The 16,985-nt window shown below is 65.0% G+C and carries 18 protein-coding genes and 1 riboswitch; of the genes, 6 read left to right on the forward strand and 12 right to left on the reverse strand.

Going from position 1 to position 16,985, the window contains the following annotated elements; all coding sequences use genetic code 11:
• Positions 1-80 precede the first annotated feature (80 nt).
• Positions 81-584, forward strand: coding sequence for a YciE/YciF ferroxidase family protein (locus tag AC1DR6_RS12990; protein WP_476829653.1), 504 nt, complete (start codon positions 81-83; stop codon positions 582-584).
• A gap of 86 nt (positions 585-670) precedes the next feature.
• On the opposite strand, the gene AC1DR6_RS12995 is transcribed toward AC1DR6_RS12990, so the two are convergent.
• On the reverse strand, positions 671-1,528 hold the full coding sequence (locus AC1DR6_RS12995; RefSeq protein WP_476829654.1) for an SDR family oxidoreductase: 858 nt from the start codon (positions 1,526-1,528) through the stop codon (positions 671-673).
• Positions 1,529-1,560: 32 nt separating this feature from the next.
• The gene (locus tag AC1DR6_RS13000) at positions 1,561-1,752 is read right to left on the reverse strand and encodes a DUF3008 family protein (protein ID WP_476829655.1); all 192 of its coding nucleotides are present in this window, start codon (positions 1,750-1,752) and stop codon (positions 1,561-1,563) included.
• A 173-nt stretch (positions 1,753-1,925) separates the two neighbouring features.
• Here AC1DR6_RS13000 and AC1DR6_RS13005 point away from each other — a divergent pair, with 173 nt between their 5' ends.
• Positions 1,926-2,540, forward strand: coding sequence for a CinA family protein (locus tag AC1DR6_RS13005; RefSeq protein ID WP_476829656.1), 615 nt, complete (start codon positions 1,926-1,928; stop codon positions 2,538-2,540).
• A gap of 46 nt (positions 2,541-2,586) precedes the next feature.
• The gene (locus tag AC1DR6_RS13010) at positions 2,587-2,826 is read left to right on the forward strand and encodes a DUF2171 domain-containing protein (RefSeq protein ID WP_476829657.1); all 240 of its coding nucleotides are present in this window, start codon (positions 2,587-2,589) and stop codon (positions 2,824-2,826) included.
• 33 nt (positions 2,827-2,859) lie between these two features.
• Here AC1DR6_RS13010 and AC1DR6_RS13015 read toward each other — a convergent pair whose 3' ends face one another.
• Positions 2,860-5,136 (reverse strand): FdhF/YdeP family oxidoreductase, encoded by a 2,277-nt coding sequence (locus AC1DR6_RS13015; protein WP_476829658.1) that lies wholly within the window; start codon positions 5,134-5,136, stop codon positions 2,860-2,862.
• Positions 5,137-5,570: 434 nt separating this feature from the next.
• On the opposite strand from AC1DR6_RS13015, the gene AC1DR6_RS13020 reads away from it, so the two are divergent.
• Entirely contained in the window at positions 5,571-5,813 is a 243-nt protein-coding gene (locus AC1DR6_RS13020) for a hypothetical protein (protein ID WP_476829659.1), read from the forward strand.
• A gap of 47 nt (positions 5,814-5,860) precedes the next feature.
• On the opposite strand, the gene AC1DR6_RS13025 is transcribed toward AC1DR6_RS13020, so the two are convergent.
• Positions 5,861-6,133 carry a hypothetical protein gene (locus AC1DR6_RS13025; RefSeq protein WP_476829660.1) on the reverse strand — a complete coding sequence of 91 codons (273 nt, stop codon included), beginning with the start codon at positions 6,131-6,133 and terminating at the stop codon, positions 5,861-5,863.
• A gap of 191 nt (positions 6,134-6,324) precedes the next feature.
• Here AC1DR6_RS13025 and AC1DR6_RS13030 point away from each other — a divergent pair, with 191 nt between their 5' ends.
• Both AC1DR6_RS13030 and AC1DR6_RS13035 read left to right on the forward strand, forming a co-directional pair.
• Positions 6,325-7,497: a zinc-dependent alcohol dehydrogenase gene (locus AC1DR6_RS13030; RefSeq protein ID WP_476829661.1), complete on the forward strand. Its 1,173-nt coding sequence runs from the start codon at positions 6,325-6,327 to the stop codon at positions 7,495-7,497.
• A 13-nt stretch (positions 7,498-7,510) separates the two neighbouring features.
• Positions 7,511-8,305, forward strand: coding sequence for an SDR family NAD(P)-dependent oxidoreductase (locus AC1DR6_RS13035; RefSeq protein WP_476829662.1), 795 nt, complete (start codon positions 7,511-7,513; stop codon positions 8,303-8,305).
• Positions 8,306-8,334: 29 nt separating this feature from the next.
• Here the strand turns inward: AC1DR6_RS13035 and purU are convergent, their stop codons facing one another.
• From purU to aroQ, 8 genes are all read right to left on the reverse strand, one after another.
• The gene (gene purU / locus AC1DR6_RS13040; RefSeq protein ID WP_476829663.1) at positions 8,335-9,198 is read right to left on the reverse strand and encodes a formyltetrahydrofolate deformylase; all 864 of its coding nucleotides are present in this window, start codon (positions 9,196-9,198) and stop codon (positions 8,335-8,337) included.
• A 69-nt stretch (positions 9,199-9,267) separates the two neighbouring features.
• Positions 9,268-10,050 carry an ABC transporter ATP-binding protein gene (locus tag AC1DR6_RS13045; RefSeq protein ID WP_476829664.1) on the reverse strand — a complete coding sequence of 261 codons (783 nt, stop codon included), beginning with the start codon at positions 10,048-10,050 and terminating at the stop codon, positions 9,268-9,270.
• Entirely contained in the window at positions 10,047-11,090 is a 1,044-nt protein-coding gene (locus AC1DR6_RS13050) for a FecCD family ABC transporter permease (protein ID WP_476829665.1), read from the reverse strand. Before AC1DR6_RS13050 ends, AC1DR6_RS13045 begins: the two co-directional genes overlap by 4 nt.
• 10 nt (positions 11,091-11,100) lie before the next feature.
• Positions 11,101-12,135, reverse strand: coding sequence for an ABC transporter substrate-binding protein (locus tag AC1DR6_RS13055; protein WP_476829666.1), 1,035 nt, complete (start codon positions 12,133-12,135; stop codon positions 11,101-11,103).
• 221 nt (positions 12,136-12,356) lie between these two features.
• A riboswitch (cobalamin riboswitch) is annotated at positions 12,357-12,579 on the reverse strand.
• Between the two features lie 20 nt (positions 12,580-12,599).
• Positions 12,600-14,507, reverse strand: a complete 1,908-nt coding sequence (locus tag AC1DR6_RS13060) for a bifunctional sugar phosphate isomerase/epimerase/4-hydroxyphenylpyruvate dioxygenase family protein (protein ID WP_476829667.1) — start codon at positions 14,505-14,507, stop codon at positions 12,600-12,602.
• Positions 14,508-14,622: 115 nt separating this feature from the next.
• Positions 14,623-15,450: a shikimate dehydrogenase family protein gene (locus AC1DR6_RS13065; RefSeq protein WP_476829668.1), complete on the reverse strand. Its 828-nt coding sequence runs from the start codon at positions 15,448-15,450 to the stop codon at positions 14,623-14,625.
• On the reverse strand, positions 15,447-16,502 hold the full coding sequence (locus AC1DR6_RS13070; protein WP_476829669.1) for a Gfo/Idh/MocA family protein: 1,056 nt from the start codon (positions 16,500-16,502) through the stop codon (positions 15,447-15,449). Before AC1DR6_RS13070 ends, AC1DR6_RS13065 begins: the two co-directional genes overlap by 4 nt.
• On the reverse strand, positions 16,499-16,957 hold the full coding sequence (gene aroQ / locus AC1DR6_RS13075) for a type II 3-dehydroquinate dehydratase (RefSeq protein WP_476829670.1): 459 nt from the start codon (positions 16,955-16,957) through the stop codon (positions 16,499-16,501). The genes AC1DR6_RS13070 and aroQ overlap by 4 nt, the downstream gene beginning before the upstream one ends.
• Positions 16,958-16,985: the final 28 nt, after the last annotated feature.

Consider the following 16,985-nt stretch of genomic DNA (forward strand, 5'->3'; position numbering starts at 1 on the left):
TCGCGTGCTGGGGGAACCAGGCGTGTGGCGGTCTGTTTCCTCCATGAGCGCTGGGGGTGCTTAAAGATTGGAGATTTGAGATGGGTTGGTTTTCCAAAGACATCGTGACGATGAACGATCTTTTCGTCCATACGCTGCAGGACATTTATTACGCCGAAAACCAGATCAAGAAGGCTTTGCCGGACATGATCGCCAAGGCGACGAGCCCGGAGCTGAAGCAGAGCTTCGAGACGCATCTTCGCGAGACCGAGGGTCATATCGAGCGGCTGCGACAAGTCTTCAAGCAGCATGGCGTCGAGGAAAAGGGCGTCACCTGCCCAGCCATCAACGGCATCATCGAAGAAGCCAACGAGATCGCCGGCGAGGTCGAAGACAAGCAGGTGCTGGACGCGGCTTTGATCGCCGCGGCGCAGGCGGTCGAACACTATGAGATCACCCGCTATGGCACGCTCGTGGCCTGGGCCAAGCAGCTCGGCCGCGAAGATTGCGCGGCCCTGCTCAAGCAGAACCTCGACGAGGAGGCTGCGACGGACGAAAAGCTCACCAAACTCGCCACCAGCGGCATCAACCGCCGCGCAGCCTGATCGCCACATTGACTAAAAAACCCCGCCGGCTGCACCGGCGGGGTTTTTCTGTTTTGAAAGCAGATGACCCGCGACGTGTCGGACCGTTAAAGGATGGGCTGCCCGCCTGTCACCGCAATCGTCGCGCCTGAGACATAGCTCGACAGCGGATCAGCGAGCATCACGTAGGCCGTGGCCAGCTCGGCCGGCTGGCCGGGACGCTTCATCGGCACCTGGGTGCCGAATTCGGTCACGCTATCGCCGGTCATGGTCGAGGGGATGAGCGGCGTCCAGATCGGACCCGGCGCCACCGCGTTGGCGCGGATGCCCTTTTCCGCCAGGAGTTGAGCAAGCCCCGCTGTGAAGTTCTGGATGGCACCTTTGGTCGTGGCATAGGCCAGCAGGTTGGGGCTCGGCTTGTCGGCGTTGATCGATGCGGTGTTGATGATGCTGGAGCCAGGCTTCATCAGCGGCACGGCTGCTTTGGTCAGGTAAAACATCGCGTGGATGTTTACCGCAAAGGTGAGTTGCCACTCTTCGTCGGAGATATCGCCGATCTCCGAGAACGTCGCCTGATGGGCGGCATTGTTGACGAGGATGTCGATACCGCCGAGCTCGGAGGCCGCCTTGTCAATAATCGCGCGGCAATGCTGCGGGTCCTGAATATCGCCGGGCATGAGCACGACCTTGCGCCCGGCCTTCTCGACCCAGCTCGCAGTGTCCTGCGCATCCTCGTCCTCGTTCAGATAGGAGATCAGGATATCGGCGCCTTCCCGCGCGAAAGCGATGGCGACGGCGCGGCCGATGCCGCTGTCACCACCGGTAATGACGACGCGCTGGCCTTTCAGGCGCCCGGAGCCGACATAGCTGGTTTCGCCATGGTCAGGCCTCGGCGTCATCTTGCCGGTCAGGCCAGGCATCGCCTGCGGCTGTTCGGCGAAAGGGGGCTTGGGGCGCTCGGTCATGGCTTTCTCCTTGGACTTGGGGCGGATGCGGTTCACGAGGCTTTCGACTTGTGTTCGGGCTTGCCCTTGCGCTTGGTCGAAGCAAGCTCGTCGAGCTGACCCTCGCTCATCGACTTCTCCATCGATTTCGACGCGCCCTTGAGGTCGCCCTTTTTGATGTCCCCGCGCTTGGCGGCGAGAGCGGCACCGGCGGCTTTCTGCTGGGCGGCGGATTTGGCAGGCATGACGTCCTCCTTCTGATGGGAACATGATCACCGAGCCCAACGGGCGACCGAATGTCGGGATCCGCACCTTGCGGCGAGGCCTGGTGTGTCTGGAGAACCGGACGGCCGCCTCGCATGTTCCGATGGAGCGGGGAGATGGACCGTCATCCGCCGCTTTAGTCCGGAGGTGAACAATGATGCAGCAGGTCCTGTCAGCGGAAGTCGCTTCGCTTGATCCCGGCGGCGCGATCAGGCTCGACGGCGTGACGCTCGAGGATGCGGACAGACTGGCCGAGCGGCTCATCGGTTTCGCGCTGGCCCGACAACTCCGCCTCGCGACTGCCGAGTCCTGCACGGCCGGCCTGATCGCTCATCGATTATCACGGTCCTCCGGCTCTGCCGCCGTTCTGGCTGGCGGGATCGTCACGTATACGAAGGATGCGAAGATGCGCATGCTGGGCGTGTCACGGGAGCTGTTCGGCCCGGCCGGCGCCGTCGATGCCGAGGTCGCCAAGGCCATGGCGCGCGGCGCACTCGCCAGAAGCGGCGCCGATTGCGCCATCTCTGTCACCGGCGTGACGGGCGGCGAGCCTGACGAGGACGGCAATCCGATCGGCCGTGTCTTCACCGGTTTCGCTATGGGCGAGACCGTCAAGGTTCTGCATTGCGAACTTGGCCTCCTCAGCCCGCAAGCTCTGACGCATCTGGCGATGCAGGCGACTTTCCTGCTCGCGCTCGCGGAGCTTGGCGACGCCCATGCGGCAGAACTTCTCAGCAGCGCGCCGCGCGTGTGCGGGGGAACGAAATAGTGGGGCCGTCGCTTATCCGGGCTCAGCCGAACAAGGAGGACATGAAATGACGCTCGTTCAACGCATTCGCCAGGAGCAGGCCGTAATTGGGACCGATGACGAGGTCGTCGGAACGGTCGATGCCCTGCACGGCGAATTGCTGAAGATCAAGAGCACGGATGCTGTGAGCGGCGGGGGCGATTATGTTCTCGACCTCGACTTCGTCCTGGACATCGAGGCCGACAAGGTCAGGCTTACGATCCCGGCCGCTGAAGCGCGAGAGCGGTGGTCGCCTGCGAAGATGTGAGACCTGCCCGGCCTTTCGGGGCCGGGCGAAACCTCAGCTGCGGATCCGAACCGGCACGGCCTTCGATCCCGGGGTTTTCGACTGCACATCGTGATACCAAAGCGGCACCAACGGGTTGGCCTCCGGATAATAGGCACCGAGGCAACCGTCCGGCAAAGCAAAGGGCGTCACGCTCAGCCCCTCGACCACGCGCAAGGTTCCGTCTCCCGCATCGCTTTCCAGCGCGACGCGCTGACCTTCGGTCAGGCCCGCTCGCTGCATGTCGGCGGGACTGATCAGCAAGACGTCGCGCCGTCCTTCGATGCCGCGCAACCGGTCGCTGAAGCCATAGATCGTCGTGTTGAACTGGTCGTTGCTGCGCATCGTGATGAGGCGGAAACGGCCCGGCGCTTCCCCTACTCCGGATGCCGAGAGGAATTCGGAGGTGGTGAAGTTGGCCTTGCCGTCATCGGTCTTCCAGATGCGTTCGCGGGCTGTATTCCCCCGGTAGAAGCCGCCGGGGGTATAGAGACGCTTGTTGTAGTCCTTGAACTGGGCCGGAAAGGTCTGCTCGATCAGGTCGCGGACCTTGGCGTAGTCGCCGACCCACTCGTCCCAGTGGACTTTGGGATTGGGGGGCAGCGTCGCCTTTGCAAGGCCTGCGACGATAGCCGCCTCCGACAACAGGTGTTCGCTCGCGGGCTTATGGGTCGAGCGCGAGCCGTGAACGCAGCTCAGGCTGTCCTCCATGCTGACGGCCTGCGGGCCGGTCGCCTGGATGTCCTCTTCGGTGCGGCCGCGGCACGGCAGCAGGTAAGCCGTCTGGCCATTGAAAAGATGGCTGCGGTTGAGCTTCGTCGCGACATGGACCGTGAGCCGCATCTCGGGCCATGCCGCTTCCATCGCGGCCTGCTCGGGAATGGCACGCAGGAAATTCCCGCCCAGCCCGATGAAAGCCTTAACCTCGCCGGAGATGATCCCTTCGCAGGTCTCGACCGTTCCGCGCCCCTTCTCCATCGGCGGCTCGAAACCATAGAGCTCGGTGTACTTCGCCATCGGCGCCAGTTCCGGCTTTTCGGTGATACCGACCGTGCGCTGGCCCTGAACGTTGGAATGTCCGCGGATCGGCGAGACGCCCGCGCCCTGGCGTCCGATATTGCCTTTGAGGAGCAGGAGGTTGACCACGCTCGCGACGTTCTCGAAGCCGTGGACATGCTGCGTCAGGCCCATGCCGTAGATGGCGATGGTGTTGCGCGCGGCGATATAGACCTCCGCCGCCGCGATCAAAGCGTCGCGCTGCAAGCCCGATTCAGCCTCGATGTCCTCCCATGGGGTCGAGCGTGCCTTGGCCGCGAAGTCGTCATATCCGCTGGTATGCTGCTTGATGAAGTCGTGATCGATGATGTTGCGCTTCTCCAGCGCCCCAAGCCGGTCGTCCTCGGCGATGATGTGCTTGCAGAGCCCGAGGATGGCCGCGATGTCGCCGCCCGGCCGGACCTGATGATACTGGCACGAAATGCGCGTTTCCTTGCCCGTCAGCATCTGCTGCGGCGCCTGCGGATTGATGAAGACCTCCAGCGCTCTTTCCCGCACAGGGTTGAAGGTCACGATCTTCACACCGCGCTGGGCGCATTCCTGCAGCTCATGCAGGAAGCGCGGGCTGTTGGTGCCGGGATTCTGGCCGAAGAAGAAGATCGCGTCGCAATGCTCGAAATCATCGTGGACGACGGTTCCGACCGCTGAGCCGATCGTCTTCTTGAGCGCCACCGATGTGGTTTCGTGGCACATGTTGGAGCTGTCAGGCAGGTTGTTGTGCCCGTAAAGCCGCGCGAACAGGGCATAGAGATAGGAGGTTTCGAGGCTCGCGTGGCCCGACGCGTAGAAGGTGGTCGATTTGGGATCGAGTTCGCGCAAGACGCCACCGATCGCCGCAAAAGCGTCCTCCCATGAGCACGGAACGTATTTGTCCTGCGACGCATCGTACCGCAGCGGATGGGTCAGCCTGCCCTGCTGCTCGAGGTCGTAATCGCGCCAGCCACGCAGCTCGCTCACCGTATGCTCGGCGAAGAAATCGGGCGTGCACCGGCGCGATGTCAGCTCCCATAACGTCGCCTTGGCGCCGTTTTCGCAAAACTCGAAGGTGTGGTACTTTGCCGGCTTCGTCCAGGCGCAGGACGTGCACATGAAACCGCCCGGCTTGTTCTGGCGCCACAGCGTCTTCAGGACAGCGGGCGAGTCGCGTTCCGCAACGAGCGTTTCCACAATGCCGCGGACAGACCCCCAACCCCCGGCCGCGCCGTCATAATGCTCGGTATCGTCTTCATCGTGCATGACGCTCGTCCTCATAGCCCGCCCGAAGAGTTTTAACGTCACGTCGAAGCTTCATGTTCCGGATGTCGTCGCCATTGGTTCGGCCTCGCCGATTTGTGGAACCGCGTACCCGCCGGACCGTTCATTTTGAGGAGAGAACGCTCGCAGAAATTCGGAGGACCGCATGTCCCAACCATCCAACCCCGCCGCCGAACCGACGCGTTCACCTGTTGAAGGAAAGGTCGACGCGCCAAGGCAGGTCGATACGCCGCGTCGGCCGGGGCAGCCCGGCGAGGAAGCCGAGACACGGCCCGGACCGAGCCCACGCTCCGACCACCCCACGGGGCCGAACGCACCTTATGATCCCGCCGATCCCGACGGAATGGCGGCTCGCAAACATCGTTGACGCGGGGAAGACCGCAGGCTTCACCAGCGATTTCGCGAAGGAGACACCCATGACCGACGCCAAAAACGACAATACGAAGAACAGCACTACTGATGCCAAGCTGCGCGAGGACGCCACATCCGGCACGCCGGCTCAGCGCGACGCTCAGGGCCAGTATGGACATACCAAGGCCAAGCCGAATGCCGGCGGGCTTCACAGCGCCAACCCCGTGGTGCTGTCCGGCGATGGCGACGCGACGGTCGGCAACGGGCATGGCCGCGATCGCGATCCGAAGGGGTCGAAGTCCGGCTGAGCCGAGCAGCAAGAGCGGGGCCCGCCCCGCGCTCCACCTGGTACTCGTCAGTCCTTGGTCAGTTTTCCAAGGAATTGCGGGACGCCGGAAAACGGCAGGTCGTCGACGTTGAGATCACCTTCGGGCATCGCCGGCTTCGAGCCGGACTTGGACGCCATATCCTCCGCTGCATTGGCGATATGTGGCGGAGGCTCCATTTCCTCCTGCAGATGCCATTCGACCTTGTCGCGCGTCTCGCCCGTTCGGCGCGCCAGCTCGGCCATCCAATCCTCGTCTGGATAGCGGGCATTCAACTCCAGCGCCCATTCCCGTCCGTTCATGTTTCGCTCCATCGCTGAGGGCCGGCAGGTGCCGGCCTTTCCGAGTGAACGAGGCCAGCACCGTGGCAGCGGCCACAAGGTACGCCGCCGCACCCAGGCGCCCGGTTTCAGAACAGCGGCGGAAGCCGTCCCGTTGATGCTGCGAGATCGATTATCGCCATAGGGCGAAACAGCACAGGGAACGTCCGTTCATGAGAGCATTGCGCTGGCACGGCAAAAGCGACATTCGCTGCGACACGGTTCCCGATCCGCAGATCGAGGATGCCCGCGATGTTGTGATCAAGGTGAGCTCCTGCGCGATCTGCGGCTCCGACCTGCATTTGTACGACGGTTACACCCCGACCATGGAAGCGGGCGATATCGTCGGCCACGAGACGATGGGAGAGGTCGTCGAGGTCGGCAGCGCGGTCAGCAAGCTCAAGGTCGGCGATCGGGTGGTCATCCCGTTCAACATCGCCTGCGGGGAATGCTTTTTCTGCCAAAAGCAGCTGTTTTCGCTCTGCGACCGCTCCAATCCGAACGCCGAGATCGCCCGCGAGATGATGGGCCAGTCGCCCTCCGGGCTGTTCGGCTATTCCCATATGCTGGGTGGCTTCGCCGGTGGGCAGGCGGAATATATGCGGGTGCCCTATGCCGATGTCGGCCATATCAAGATCCCCGACGGCGTCCCGGACGAGCAGGTGCTGTTCCTCTCCGATATCTTCCCGACCGGCTACATGGCTGCGGAAAACGCGCAGATCGAGCCCGGCGATACGGTGGCCATCTGGGGCTGCGGGCCGGTGGGCCAGTTCGCGATCCAGTCGGCCTGGATGCTGGGCGCCGGGCGCGTGATCGCGATCGACAACGTGCCGGAACGCCTAGCGCTGGCGGCTGGAATCGGGCGGGCGGAGATCATCAACTTCGACGACGTGAAGGTCTATGACCGGCTCATGGAGATGACGGCCGGGCGCGGGCCGGACCGTTGCATCGATGCGGTCGGCGCGGAGTCCCATGCCACCGCCTCGCTCGATGCCGTCGTCGACAAGGTCAAGGCCAGCCTCTACCTCGGCACCGATCGGCCCCATGTGCTGCGCGAAGCCATCATGTGCTGCCGCAAGGGCGGCACGATCTCGATGCCTGGCGTTTACCTCGGTTTCCTCGACAAGGTGCCGATGGGGGCGTTCATGAACAAGGGGCTGACCCTCAAGACCGGGCAGACCCATACGCATCGCTATCTCGCGCCGCTCCTGGAAAAGGTGCTGAACGGCGAGATCGACCCCTCCTTCGTCATCACCCACCGAGCAACGCTCGAGGACGGCCCGGATCTCTACAAAAAGTTCCGGGACAAGGAGGATGGCTGCATCAAGGTCGTGATGAACCCGTGAGGAGGACCGCGTGATGCAAAGCGCAAGAAAGCTCGCGGTCGTCACCGGCGCATCGAGCGGCATCGGAATGGAGCTGGCGCGGCTGGCTGCGAACGACAGCTACGACCTGATCATCGCCGCCGATGAGCAGGCGATCGAACTCGCGGCTGAGGAGCTGCGGCTGATCGGGGTCGAGGTTGAGGCCATCGTCGTCGACTTGTCGACAGCGGAAGGCGTCGGTGCCTTGGTCGAACGGATCGAGGCGGATCCGCGACCGGTCGAGCTGCTCTTCGCCAATGCCGGGCGTGGCCTCGGCAATGGCTTCCTCGACCAGGAGCCCGAGCGCTGGCGTCATGTCGTCGACACAAACATCACCGGTTCGCTCCTCGTGATCCAATCGGTGGCGCGGCTCATGCGCGAGCACGGGGCCGGCCGCATCCTGATCACCGGATCGATCGCGGGGTTCATGCCGGGCTCGTTTCAGGCGGTCTACAACGGCACGAAGGCTTTCATGGATTCGTTCTCCTTCGCGCTACGGGACGAGTTGCGGGACAGCGGCGTCAGCGTGACCTGCCTCATGCCGGGGCCGACCGAGACCCGGTTCTTCGAGCGGGCCGACCTGCTCGACACCCAGATCGGCCAAGACAAGAAAGACGATCCGGCCGTGGTCGCGCGGGCCGGCTACAAGGCCCTGATGAACGGAGACGGCGACGTGGTCAGTGGCTGGAAGAACAAGGTTCAGGCCTCGCTCGCTAATGTGCTGCCGTCGGAAATGCTGGCACGGCAGCACCGCAAGATGGCCGAGCCGGGCTCCGCCGAAGGCTCGTAACACGATCGCGTAGCCGATCGTCGCCGGGATCAGTCGGTGAACACCACCGTCTTGCGTCCGTTGAGCAAGACGCGGTCTTCCAGATGATACCGCACGGCTCGGGCCAAGACGCGGCGCTCGATGTCGCGGCCCTTGCGCACGAGATCCTCGGGCGTGTCGCGATGCGAGATGCGCTCGACATCCTGCTCGACGATCGGCCCTTCGTCGAGGTCGGATGTGACGTAATGGGCGGTCGCGCCGATCAGCTTCACGCCTCGCTCATGAGCCTGATGATAGGGCTTCGCGCCCTTGAACCCCGGCAGGAAGGAGTGGTGGATATTGATGCAGCGACCCGAAAGCTTGGCGGTCAGGCCATCCGATAAAATCTGCATGTAGCGCGCGAGCACGACGAGGTCCGTACCAGTCTCCTGCACCAGGCGCCAAAGCTCGGCCTCCTGCTCCATCTTGCTCTTCCGGTCGATCGGCATGTGATGGAAGGGAAGATCGCCGAGATCGGTCGAGGCGATGGCGGCGCGGGCATGGTTGGAGACGATGCCCGTGATCTCCATGGGGAGTTCGCCGATACGCCAGCGGTAGAGCAGATCGGCAAGGCAGTGGTCGAACTTCGAGACGAGCAACATCACGCGCTTCCGCTCTGACGTGGCGCGCAGCGAAAAATCCATGGCGAAGCGAGCGGCGAGATCGTCGATCAGGGCCCGGATCTCGGGCGCACCGCGAGCGCCTTCCAGCCGATCAAACACCACGCGCATGAAGAAGCGGCCGGTTTCAAGATCGTCGAATTGCTGGGCGTCGCGAATGTTGCAACCGGAATCCGCCAGCAGAGTCGAGACGGCGGCGACGATGCCCGGCCGGTCGGGGCAGGACAAGGCGAGGATCATCGGATGGTCTGACATGGCGCTTTCGCAAGGTCGGCGAAAGCCGTGTCGCTGCTCACGGCCGGTGTTGTCAAGGACGTCGCGTCGTCACCGGCCTGACGCACCGGGCGGTTCGACCAGATATTCGATGTGGCGGCGGCCGGTCGCGCCGGGCCGGATCGCCACCGCGACCCCGAAGACCCTCCTGATCATCTCCTCGGTCAGCACGGTTTCCGGGTTGCCGGCGGCCAGCAGGCGGCCGTTCTGCATCAGCGCAATCTCGTCGCAGAACAAGGCCGCGAGGTTGAGATCGTGCAGCGCGACGATGCAGGTGATCCCGAGCCGGCGGACCAGCGTCAGGATCGCGAGCTGGTGCTGGATGTCGAGATGGTTCGTCGGCTCGTCCAGGATCAATTCGCTCGGCTCTTGCGCCAAAGCGCGAGCGATATGGACGCGCTGGCGCTCGCCGCCCGACAGCGTATGCCAGAACTGATCGTGCCGATCCTGCAGGCCGACGCGCTCCAGGGCCTCGTTGACCGCAGCCTCGTCGGCGGGGCTCCACGAGGCGAGCGCGGCGCGATGCGGCGTCCGCCCCAGCCTGACCACGTCGCAGACGGAGAGCTGAACCTCGGTCGTCGCCTGTTGCTCGACAAAGGCGAGCCGGCGCGCGAGCTCGCGGCGGGGGACGGTGGCAATGTCGCGCCCGTCCAAGGTGACGACGCCGCTGGCGACATCGCGCAGACGGCAGAGCAGCCGCAGCAGGCTGGATTTTCCGGAACCGTTTGGCCCGATCAGGCCGAGGATGCGGCCCGGTGCGGCCTCCAGCGTCACGTCGTCGACGATCATCCGGCCGGCGACGCCCCAGCGCAGATCGCGTGCGGCCAGCGTCATGACGGGCGTCTCGCCCGATAGAGGATGACCGCGAAGGCGGGCGCGCCGAACAGCGCCGTCACCACGCCAATCGGGAGGATCTGCTGGGGAACCAGCACACGCGAGAGGATATCGGCGCCGATCATGAACAGAGCCCCGCCGACCAGGCAGGCCGGCAGCAGCCGGGCATGTCCGGAGCCGACGAGGAACCGTGCCGCATGGGGGATGACGAGACCGACGAACCCGACCGTGCCGACGATGCTGACCATCACCGCCGTCATCACCGCGGTGGTGACGAACAGCACGACGCGCACCCGCGTCACCGCCACACCCAGAGCCGCAGCGGAATCCGCGCCGAAGGCGAAGGCATCGAGCACCTTGGCGTGCAGCATGCACAAGCCGAAGCCGATAAAGGCGACGGGCGTCGCGATCCAGAGATCGGGCCAACGCACGCCGCCGAAATTACCGAGCAGCCAGAACATCACGCCCCTCGCCTGCTCGGCGCTGGCAAGCGTCGTCACGATCGTCGCGGTGGCCGCATTGAAGAGCTGCGAGGTCGCGACACCCGACAAGATGACGCGGTCGCTGGCGCCGCCGGCCCCAGAGGCGAGAAACGCGACGACGGCCAGCGCGGCGCAGGAGCCGACGAAGGCACCGGCGGACAGGCTCAGCGTGAGGCCGCCGACGCTGATGCCCAGGATCAGCACCGCCACGGCGCCGGTGGAGGCGCCGGCGGAAATGCCGAGGATATAGGGCTCGGCCAAGGGGTTGCGGAGCAGCGCCTGCAAGATCGCGCCCGAAATTGCGAGCGAGCCGCCGCACAGCGCCGCCATCAGCGCACGGCTCAGGCGATAATCGAAGATGACGCCCTGCTGGATCGCGCTGACCGGCAGGCCGAGATCGAACAGCCCGTTGCCGAGAGCCTTCAGCGCGGTGTCGAGCGGAATGCGCATCTCGCCGATCGTCACGGCCAGCGCGACCGCGAGCGCAAGCGCGATCAGCGCGAGGAGACCGGCGCCGATGCGCACCGGCCAGTTGGGTCCATGGGCAGCGTGGCTCAAGGCATGCTGCTCAGTTGACCGGGCGGAAGCCGGCGATGGCCTTGGCCAGCGTCTCGATTCCGTCGACCGTGTCGATGCCGGCCCGCGTCGCGCCGACATCCATCACCACGACACGCCCGTTCTTCACGGCATCGAGCTTGCTGGCGACCGGATCGGTCTTCAGGAACTCCAGCTTCCTCTCGATGTCGTCGGCGGGGAAGCGGCGGCGGTCCATCCGGACTGCGACGATGACGGAGGGGTTGGCGGCGGCGATGCTCTCCCAGCCCACCAGGGGCCATTCCTCGTTGGTCGTGATGACGTTGCGGGCGCCGAGCTTGGACAGGATATAGGCCGGCACGCCGTTCTTACCGGCCATGAAGGCGTCGCCCTTGAGATCCTTGCTGGAGAACCAGACCGCGATGGAGACATCCTGGGCCTTGAGGTCGGCAACGGCCGCGACCGCTTTTTCCTCGCGCGCCTTCAGCTCCGCAACCAGCGTGTCAGCCCGGTCGGAGACATCGAAGATCTGCCCGAACTCCCGGATGTTCTGATAGACGAGATCCATCGTGAACATTCTGGTGCGGACGCCATCGCCGGCGCCCGAATTGTCCTTGCCGACGCAGTCGGTGGGCGAGACATAAGTCGGCACCTTGACCTTGGCGAACTGGTCGCGCTTGCCGACGATGCCATTGGGGCCGATGTGCCATTCGAACATCGCGGTGACCATGTCGGGGTCCTGCGCCAGCACCGCCTCGAAGCTCGGGTCGTTGTCGGCGAGGCGCTTCACCTTGGCGTTAACCGCCTCATAGGGCTTGGCAACAGGCGAGAACCAGACGGCCGTTCCCACGACACGGTCGCCAAGGCCCAGCGCGTAGAGGATTTCCGTCTGCGTCTGACCGATCGAGACCACGCGCTTGGGCGGCGCCGCGAAGGTGACGTTCTCGCGGCAGTTCTCCAGCGTCAGGGGGTAACGGGTCGGCTCCGCCGATGCGACACCGCTGAATGCCAGACCGAAAAGCGCGGCAAGCGCCGGCAGCAGATGGCTTGGCTTGGGATGGGCAAACATGGCAAGGCCTCGATATGTAATATTGTTACATATCCGATAGGCCGCGAGATAGGGTTGCGTCAAGCCGCGGCCGACGCTGCTGCGCCCGCCGGAAACCGCATTGAACTTGGACATGGATATCATCGCTCCCCGAGATGGGGGCGAGAGCGCGTAGGCGTGAGGGAGCCGAGGCCGCCAAGGCACCGGTCACGACACAGCCATCGGAGCACCCCGCCCGAAAGACGTCTTCAGCGACCGGGGCAGGTCTCCTGGCTCGCGGGTCTATGCCTGTTTCGCCCGGCCTTCCCGGCACCTCACGGCACCAGTGGACGATGGACGAAGGGCTCGCCGCTTACAGTTGCGGGGGCAGCTTCGGCTTCGGCAGACACCTCACAGTGCCCGGCCTCACCGAATTCCCTCTTAGCTTCGGGCAGAACCCGAAGAACCTCGATCGAGGCCTCACCATAGAGGGCGGCAAGAAGTCGTCAATGCCCCATCGGGGCCGGCACCGTGATCGGACGCGCCAGCCGTGCCTGTGCGGTCAGGCGAATGCCGGCATTGGGGGCGCCATAGCCCGTATAACCGCTGCGTTGGACGATCTCGAAGAACAGGCCGCCATCGAGTGTCTGCGTATAGGCCTGATGGAAGCTGCCGCCGGCATCGCTGTCATAGAGAATGTTCAGCGCCTTCAAGGCGTCGATCTCTTCCGGCGGCAGGTCGGAGCGGGACTCGAGGTCGTCGTAGTAATTCTCCGGAATCGGCAACATCGAGACGCCGTTCGCCGCAAGCTGCCGGACGGTCGCGACGATGTCGTTCGTCGTCAGCGCGATGTGCTGGACACCGGAGCCGAAGAAGTCGGTGACGAAACGAGCCGAGAGCGTGCGGTGGCTTTGCGAGCCGTTGAGGATGAGCCGCAGGCCATGGCCGTTGCGGCCGTCGAGCCCGCTCTCGATGACCTGGCTCTGGACCACGCCGCCGGGGTCGAGCACGGCCTGGCTGGGCGCCTTCTTCGTGTCGAAGAGCGAGGAATAGAACAGCAGCCAGGTCAGCATCTCCTCGTACTGCATGGTCTGCGAGACATGGTCGACGCCGAGCAGGCCGGCATCGGCGCCCGTCTCGTGGGTCGGCTCGAAATCGACCTGCGCCCAGCGGCCGAGCGCCGAGCCCCCGTCGATAAAATAGATCAGGCTGCCGCCGAGCCCACGCACGGCGGGGATGTCGAGCTCGCCCGGCCCGACCGCGCCGGCATGGGGCACGTCGAGCAGCGCCTTGGCGCGCGCGGTCGCGGCCTGCGCGTCCGGCACCCGCAGCGCCAGCGCGCAGACCGACGAGCCATGGGTGATCTGATAGCTGTGGGCGAAGCCGTCATCCTCGCTGTTCAGGACGATGCGGATATCGCCCTGACGCCAAAGCCCGACCTCCTTCGAGCGGTGCTTGCCGATGCGGGTGAATCCGAGCGCCCGCAGCATGCCCTCGAAGCTGGCCCTCTCGACCTCGGCCACGGCGAATTCGAGGAATTCGACAGCCTCGACCGGCCCCGGCGGCGGCATCGGCACGGCGCCGGGAACGGGTTTGCCGACCTGACGGCCGGTCTCGTCGAGCAGCCAGATCAGCGAGCGGTGCCCATCCAGCGCGACCGATCGCGCCGAACCAGCACGGAAGCGGTCGTTGAAGATCTCCAAGGAGAGCACGCCATCATAGCCGGTATCGGCGAGCGCGCGCATGAAGGCGGATAGATCGAGGTCGCCCTGGCCCGGCAGGCAGCGCCAATGCCGGCTCCACGACAGATAGTCCATCTGCAGCAGCGGCGCGTCGGCCATCTGCACCATCGCGATCTTGTCGCGGGGGATCGTCCCGATGGCGGAAACGTCGAGCTTGCGCGAGAGGATGTGGAAGGAATCGAGCACGATCCCGACCTCCGGCCGGTTGGCGCGGCGCACGATCTCCCAGGCGTCGCGGTAGTCGAAGATCTGGCGGCCCCAGGCCAGCGCCTCGTAGCCGATCTTGAAGCCGCGCTTGCCGGCGCGTTCGCCCAGTTCGGCGAAGTCGGCGGCGAGTCGGTCGATGCCGGACAGCGCTTCAGGCGAGGTGTTGGAACAGACGAAGAGCAGGTCGGTGCCGAGTTCCTGCAGCAGGTCGAATTTGCGCTCGGCCCGGTCGAAGACACGCTGGCGGCGGCCTTCCGGCATGCCCTCGAAATCGCGGAAGGGCTGGCAGGTGACGATCGTCAGCCCAAGATCGGCACAGATCCGCCTGATCTCGGCGGGCGAGCCCGGAAAGGCGATCAGATCGTTTTCGAAGATCTCGACGGCGGTGAACCCGGCCGCGGCGATCGCCTCCAGCTTTTCCTGCAAGGTGCCGGATACACAGACGGTCGCGATGGAGGGGATCATGGTCGTGCCTTTCAGCGTAGAGGGTCGGATCGAAGATCGTATTCGATCCGACCCTCTAACTTATTGGTTTCACATCGGCTTTTTCGAAAACCGCGTGCCACTTTTCGGGCCGATGCTATAGCTTCGCCACGCTCCGCAGGTCTTCGGCCGTGGTCGATGGCAGGCCGAAGAATTCGAGATAGGCGGGTATCTGTTCGAAAAGCATATCGGTCCCGACCTGGGTTTCACAGCCGCGCGCACGCGCCGCCGCGAGAAAGGCCGTGACCTCCTGCTTCATCACCACCTCGCCGACGAAGGCGGCGGAATCAAGCCGCTCGATGTCGAGCGGCAGCGGGTCCCCCGGCTTCATGCCGAGCGGCGTCGCGTTGACGACGATGTCGAAGCCGGCCGGGTCGTTCGAGCCCGTCTGGACCCGCAGTTGCGGATAATGCTCGCGCAAGCGAGCCGCCAGAGCTTCGGCGGAGGGACCATGGGTGTCGAAGACGGCGAGCGTCGCCACGCCGGCACGTGCCAGAGAGGCGGCGATCGCCGAACCGACACCACCAGCGCCGACGACGAGCGCCTTTTGGCCAGCGACTTCGCGACCCTTGCGCAGCACGCCGCGCACGAAACCCTCGCCGTCGAACATGTCGCCGACGAGCCGGCCCTCTCCGTCGAGCCGCACGGCGTTGCAGGCGCCTGCTATGGAGGCGGTAGGGGAGAGCACCTCGACCAGCCCGACCGTCGTGACCTTGTGCGGCATCGTTACCAGCGCGCCCAGCGCATTGGAAAGCCGAAACAGCAGCCTGAGGAAATCCGGGTAATCCTCGACCTTGCACCCCATCGGCACGACAACGGCATCGATGCCGTCCCGCTCGAAATAGGGATTGTAGATCATCGGCGCCTTGAAGCTCTCGGTCGGATAGCCGAGATGAGCGATGAGACGCGTCGTGCCGGTGATCATGAGGCAGCGCCTTCGGGACTATGCGGCGTGGTCGCCTGGCCGGTGCGGATCGCGCGCTTGACCGCGTCGATGACAGCGAGCGTCGCCAGGCCTTCGCGGCCGGACGAAATCGGCGCGGTGCCGTTGCGGATGACATCCGCGAAATGGCGGATCTGCACCTTCAGCGGGTCGTCCGGCACGAAGGGCACACGCTCCCGCTGCAAGGGCTCCCACCAGCCACGCTTCTCGCGGTTCGACCAGATTTCGAGCTGCGGGATCGACAGCGCGCCATGCGTGCCGCCGATCTGGTAGCAGGACTGGTCCTGCTGCGGATAGGCGGGGTTCTCGCCAGTGGTGAGTTCCCAGCTCCAGGGCGCCACCACGGAATCCGACACGGTGACGGTGCCCAGCGCGCCGCTTGCGAAGCGCAACAGGATCGCGGCCGTCTCTTCGACGGCATGGCCGCGGACCGCGTTCGAACTCAGCGCCTGCACCGAGACGACCTCGCCGCAGAGATAGCGGAAGAGATCGACATCATGGATCAGGTTGAGCAGGATCGGCCCCGCTCCTTCCTCCCGCCGCCAGTCGACGTCGAAATAATCGTCCGGCTTCATCAGCCAGAAATGGCCATGCAGCGCGAGCACGCGGCCGATCCGGCCGCTCTCGATGATCTCCCTGGCCTTGGCGATCATCGGGTTGTAGCGGCGATGGTGCCCGGTCAGCAGCGGCACGCCGGCCTTCTCGGCAGCCGCGACCAGGCGCGCGGCACCGGCGAGATCGTCGGCGAGCGGCTTCTCCACAATGGCCGGAATGCCGGCTTCGACGGCCTCCAACCCATTGGCGACGTGAAGCTGGTTCGGCGTCGCGATGATGACCCCTTCCGGCCGCTCGGTGGCGAGCATTTCGGCGAAGCTCGCAAACCAGCGCGTGCCGAGCCGCTGCGCCTCGTCACGGCCTGTCTGCGAAGGGTCGACGATGGCCGAGAGCGTCGTGCCGGGCTCGCTCGCGACATGCTCGGCATGGCGCCGGCCGATCAACCCGGCGCCGATAACCGCAAGGCGAACGGGATTCACGTCCGGGCCTTCGCTGCCTCGTCGAGCAGCTTCGCAATCCGGCGCAGGCCGAGCTGGTACCCTTGCGTGCCGAAGCCGGCGATCACGCCGTCGGATCGCATCGCGACATAGGAATGATGGCGGAAAGCCTCTCGCTTATGGACCTGCGAGATATGACACTCGATTACCGGTCCCTCGAAGGTGTTCAGCGCATCGAGCAGGGCGACCGAGGTGTGGGTGAAGGCGGCAGGGTTGATGACGATGCCGGCGCCGTCCTCGCGCGCCTCGTGAACCCAGTCGATCAGCTCGTATTCGCGGTTGGACTGGTGGAAGCGCAGGGTCAGGCCGAGTTCCTCGGCGAGTGCGCGGCAGTCGCGCTCGACATCGGCCAGGGTCTCGTGGCCGTAGATGTGCGGCTGGCGCTTGCCGAGCAGGTTCAGGTTCGGGCCGTTCAGGACATAGACGAGGCGGGACATGGCGGCCGGTATCCGTAGTTCGGGTCAG

The organism is Allobosea sp. P5_A5, from assembly GCF_056400625.1.

Coding starts and splice junctions, on each gene's coding strand:
- purU (WP_476829663.1), bottom strand. CDS start 9,198: ATGTCAGACCATCCGATGATCCTCGCCTTGTCCTGCCCCGACCGGCCG.
- AC1DR6_RS12990 (WP_476829653.1), top strand. CDS start 81: ATGGGTTGGTTTTCCAAAGACATCGTGACGATGAACGATCTTTTCGTC.
- AC1DR6_RS13065 (WP_476829668.1), bottom strand. CDS start 15,450: ATGATCACCGGCACGACGCGTCTCATCGCTCATCTCGGCTATCCGACC.
- AC1DR6_RS13035 (WP_476829662.1), top strand. CDS start 7,511: ATGCAAAGCGCAAGAAAGCTCGCGGTCGTCACCGGCGCATCGAGCGGC.
- AC1DR6_RS13030 (WP_476829661.1), top strand. CDS start 6,325: ATGAGAGCATTGCGCTGGCACGGCAAAAGCGACATTCGCTGCGACACG.
- AC1DR6_RS13045 (WP_476829664.1), bottom strand. CDS start 10,050: ATGACGCTGGCCGCACGCGATCTGCGCTGGGGCGTCGCCGGCCGGATG.
- AC1DR6_RS13000 (WP_476829655.1), bottom strand. CDS start 1,752: ATGCCTGCCAAATCCGCCGCCCAGCAGAAAGCCGCCGGTGCCGCTCTC.
- aroQ (WP_476829670.1), bottom strand. CDS start 16,957: ATGTCCCGCCTCGTCTATGTCCTGAACGGCCCGAACCTGAACCTGCTC.
- AC1DR6_RS13055 (WP_476829666.1), bottom strand. CDS start 12,135: ATGTTTGCCCATCCCAAGCCAAGCCATCTGCTGCCGGCGCTTGCCGCG.
- AC1DR6_RS13020 (WP_476829659.1), top strand. CDS start 5,571: ATGACCGACGCCAAAAACGACAATACGAAGAACAGCACTACTGATGCC.
- AC1DR6_RS13005 (WP_476829656.1), top strand. CDS start 1,926: ATGATGCAGCAGGTCCTGTCAGCGGAAGTCGCTTCGCTTGATCCCGGC.
- AC1DR6_RS12995 (WP_476829654.1), bottom strand. CDS start 1,528: ATGACCGAGCGCCCCAAGCCCCCTTTCGCCGAACAGCCGCAGGCGATG.
- AC1DR6_RS13060 (WP_476829667.1), bottom strand. CDS start 14,507: ATGATCCCCTCCATCGCGACCGTCTGTGTATCCGGCACCTTGCAGGAA.
- AC1DR6_RS13025 (WP_476829660.1), bottom strand. CDS start 6,133: ATGAACGGACGGGAATGGGCGCTGGAGTTGAATGCCCGCTATCCAGAC.
- AC1DR6_RS13015 (WP_476829658.1), bottom strand. CDS start 5,136: ATGCACGATGAAGACGATACCGAGCATTATGACGGCGCGGCCGGGGGT.
- AC1DR6_RS13010 (WP_476829657.1), top strand. CDS start 2,587: ATGACGCTCGTTCAACGCATTCGCCAGGAGCAGGCCGTAATTGGGACC.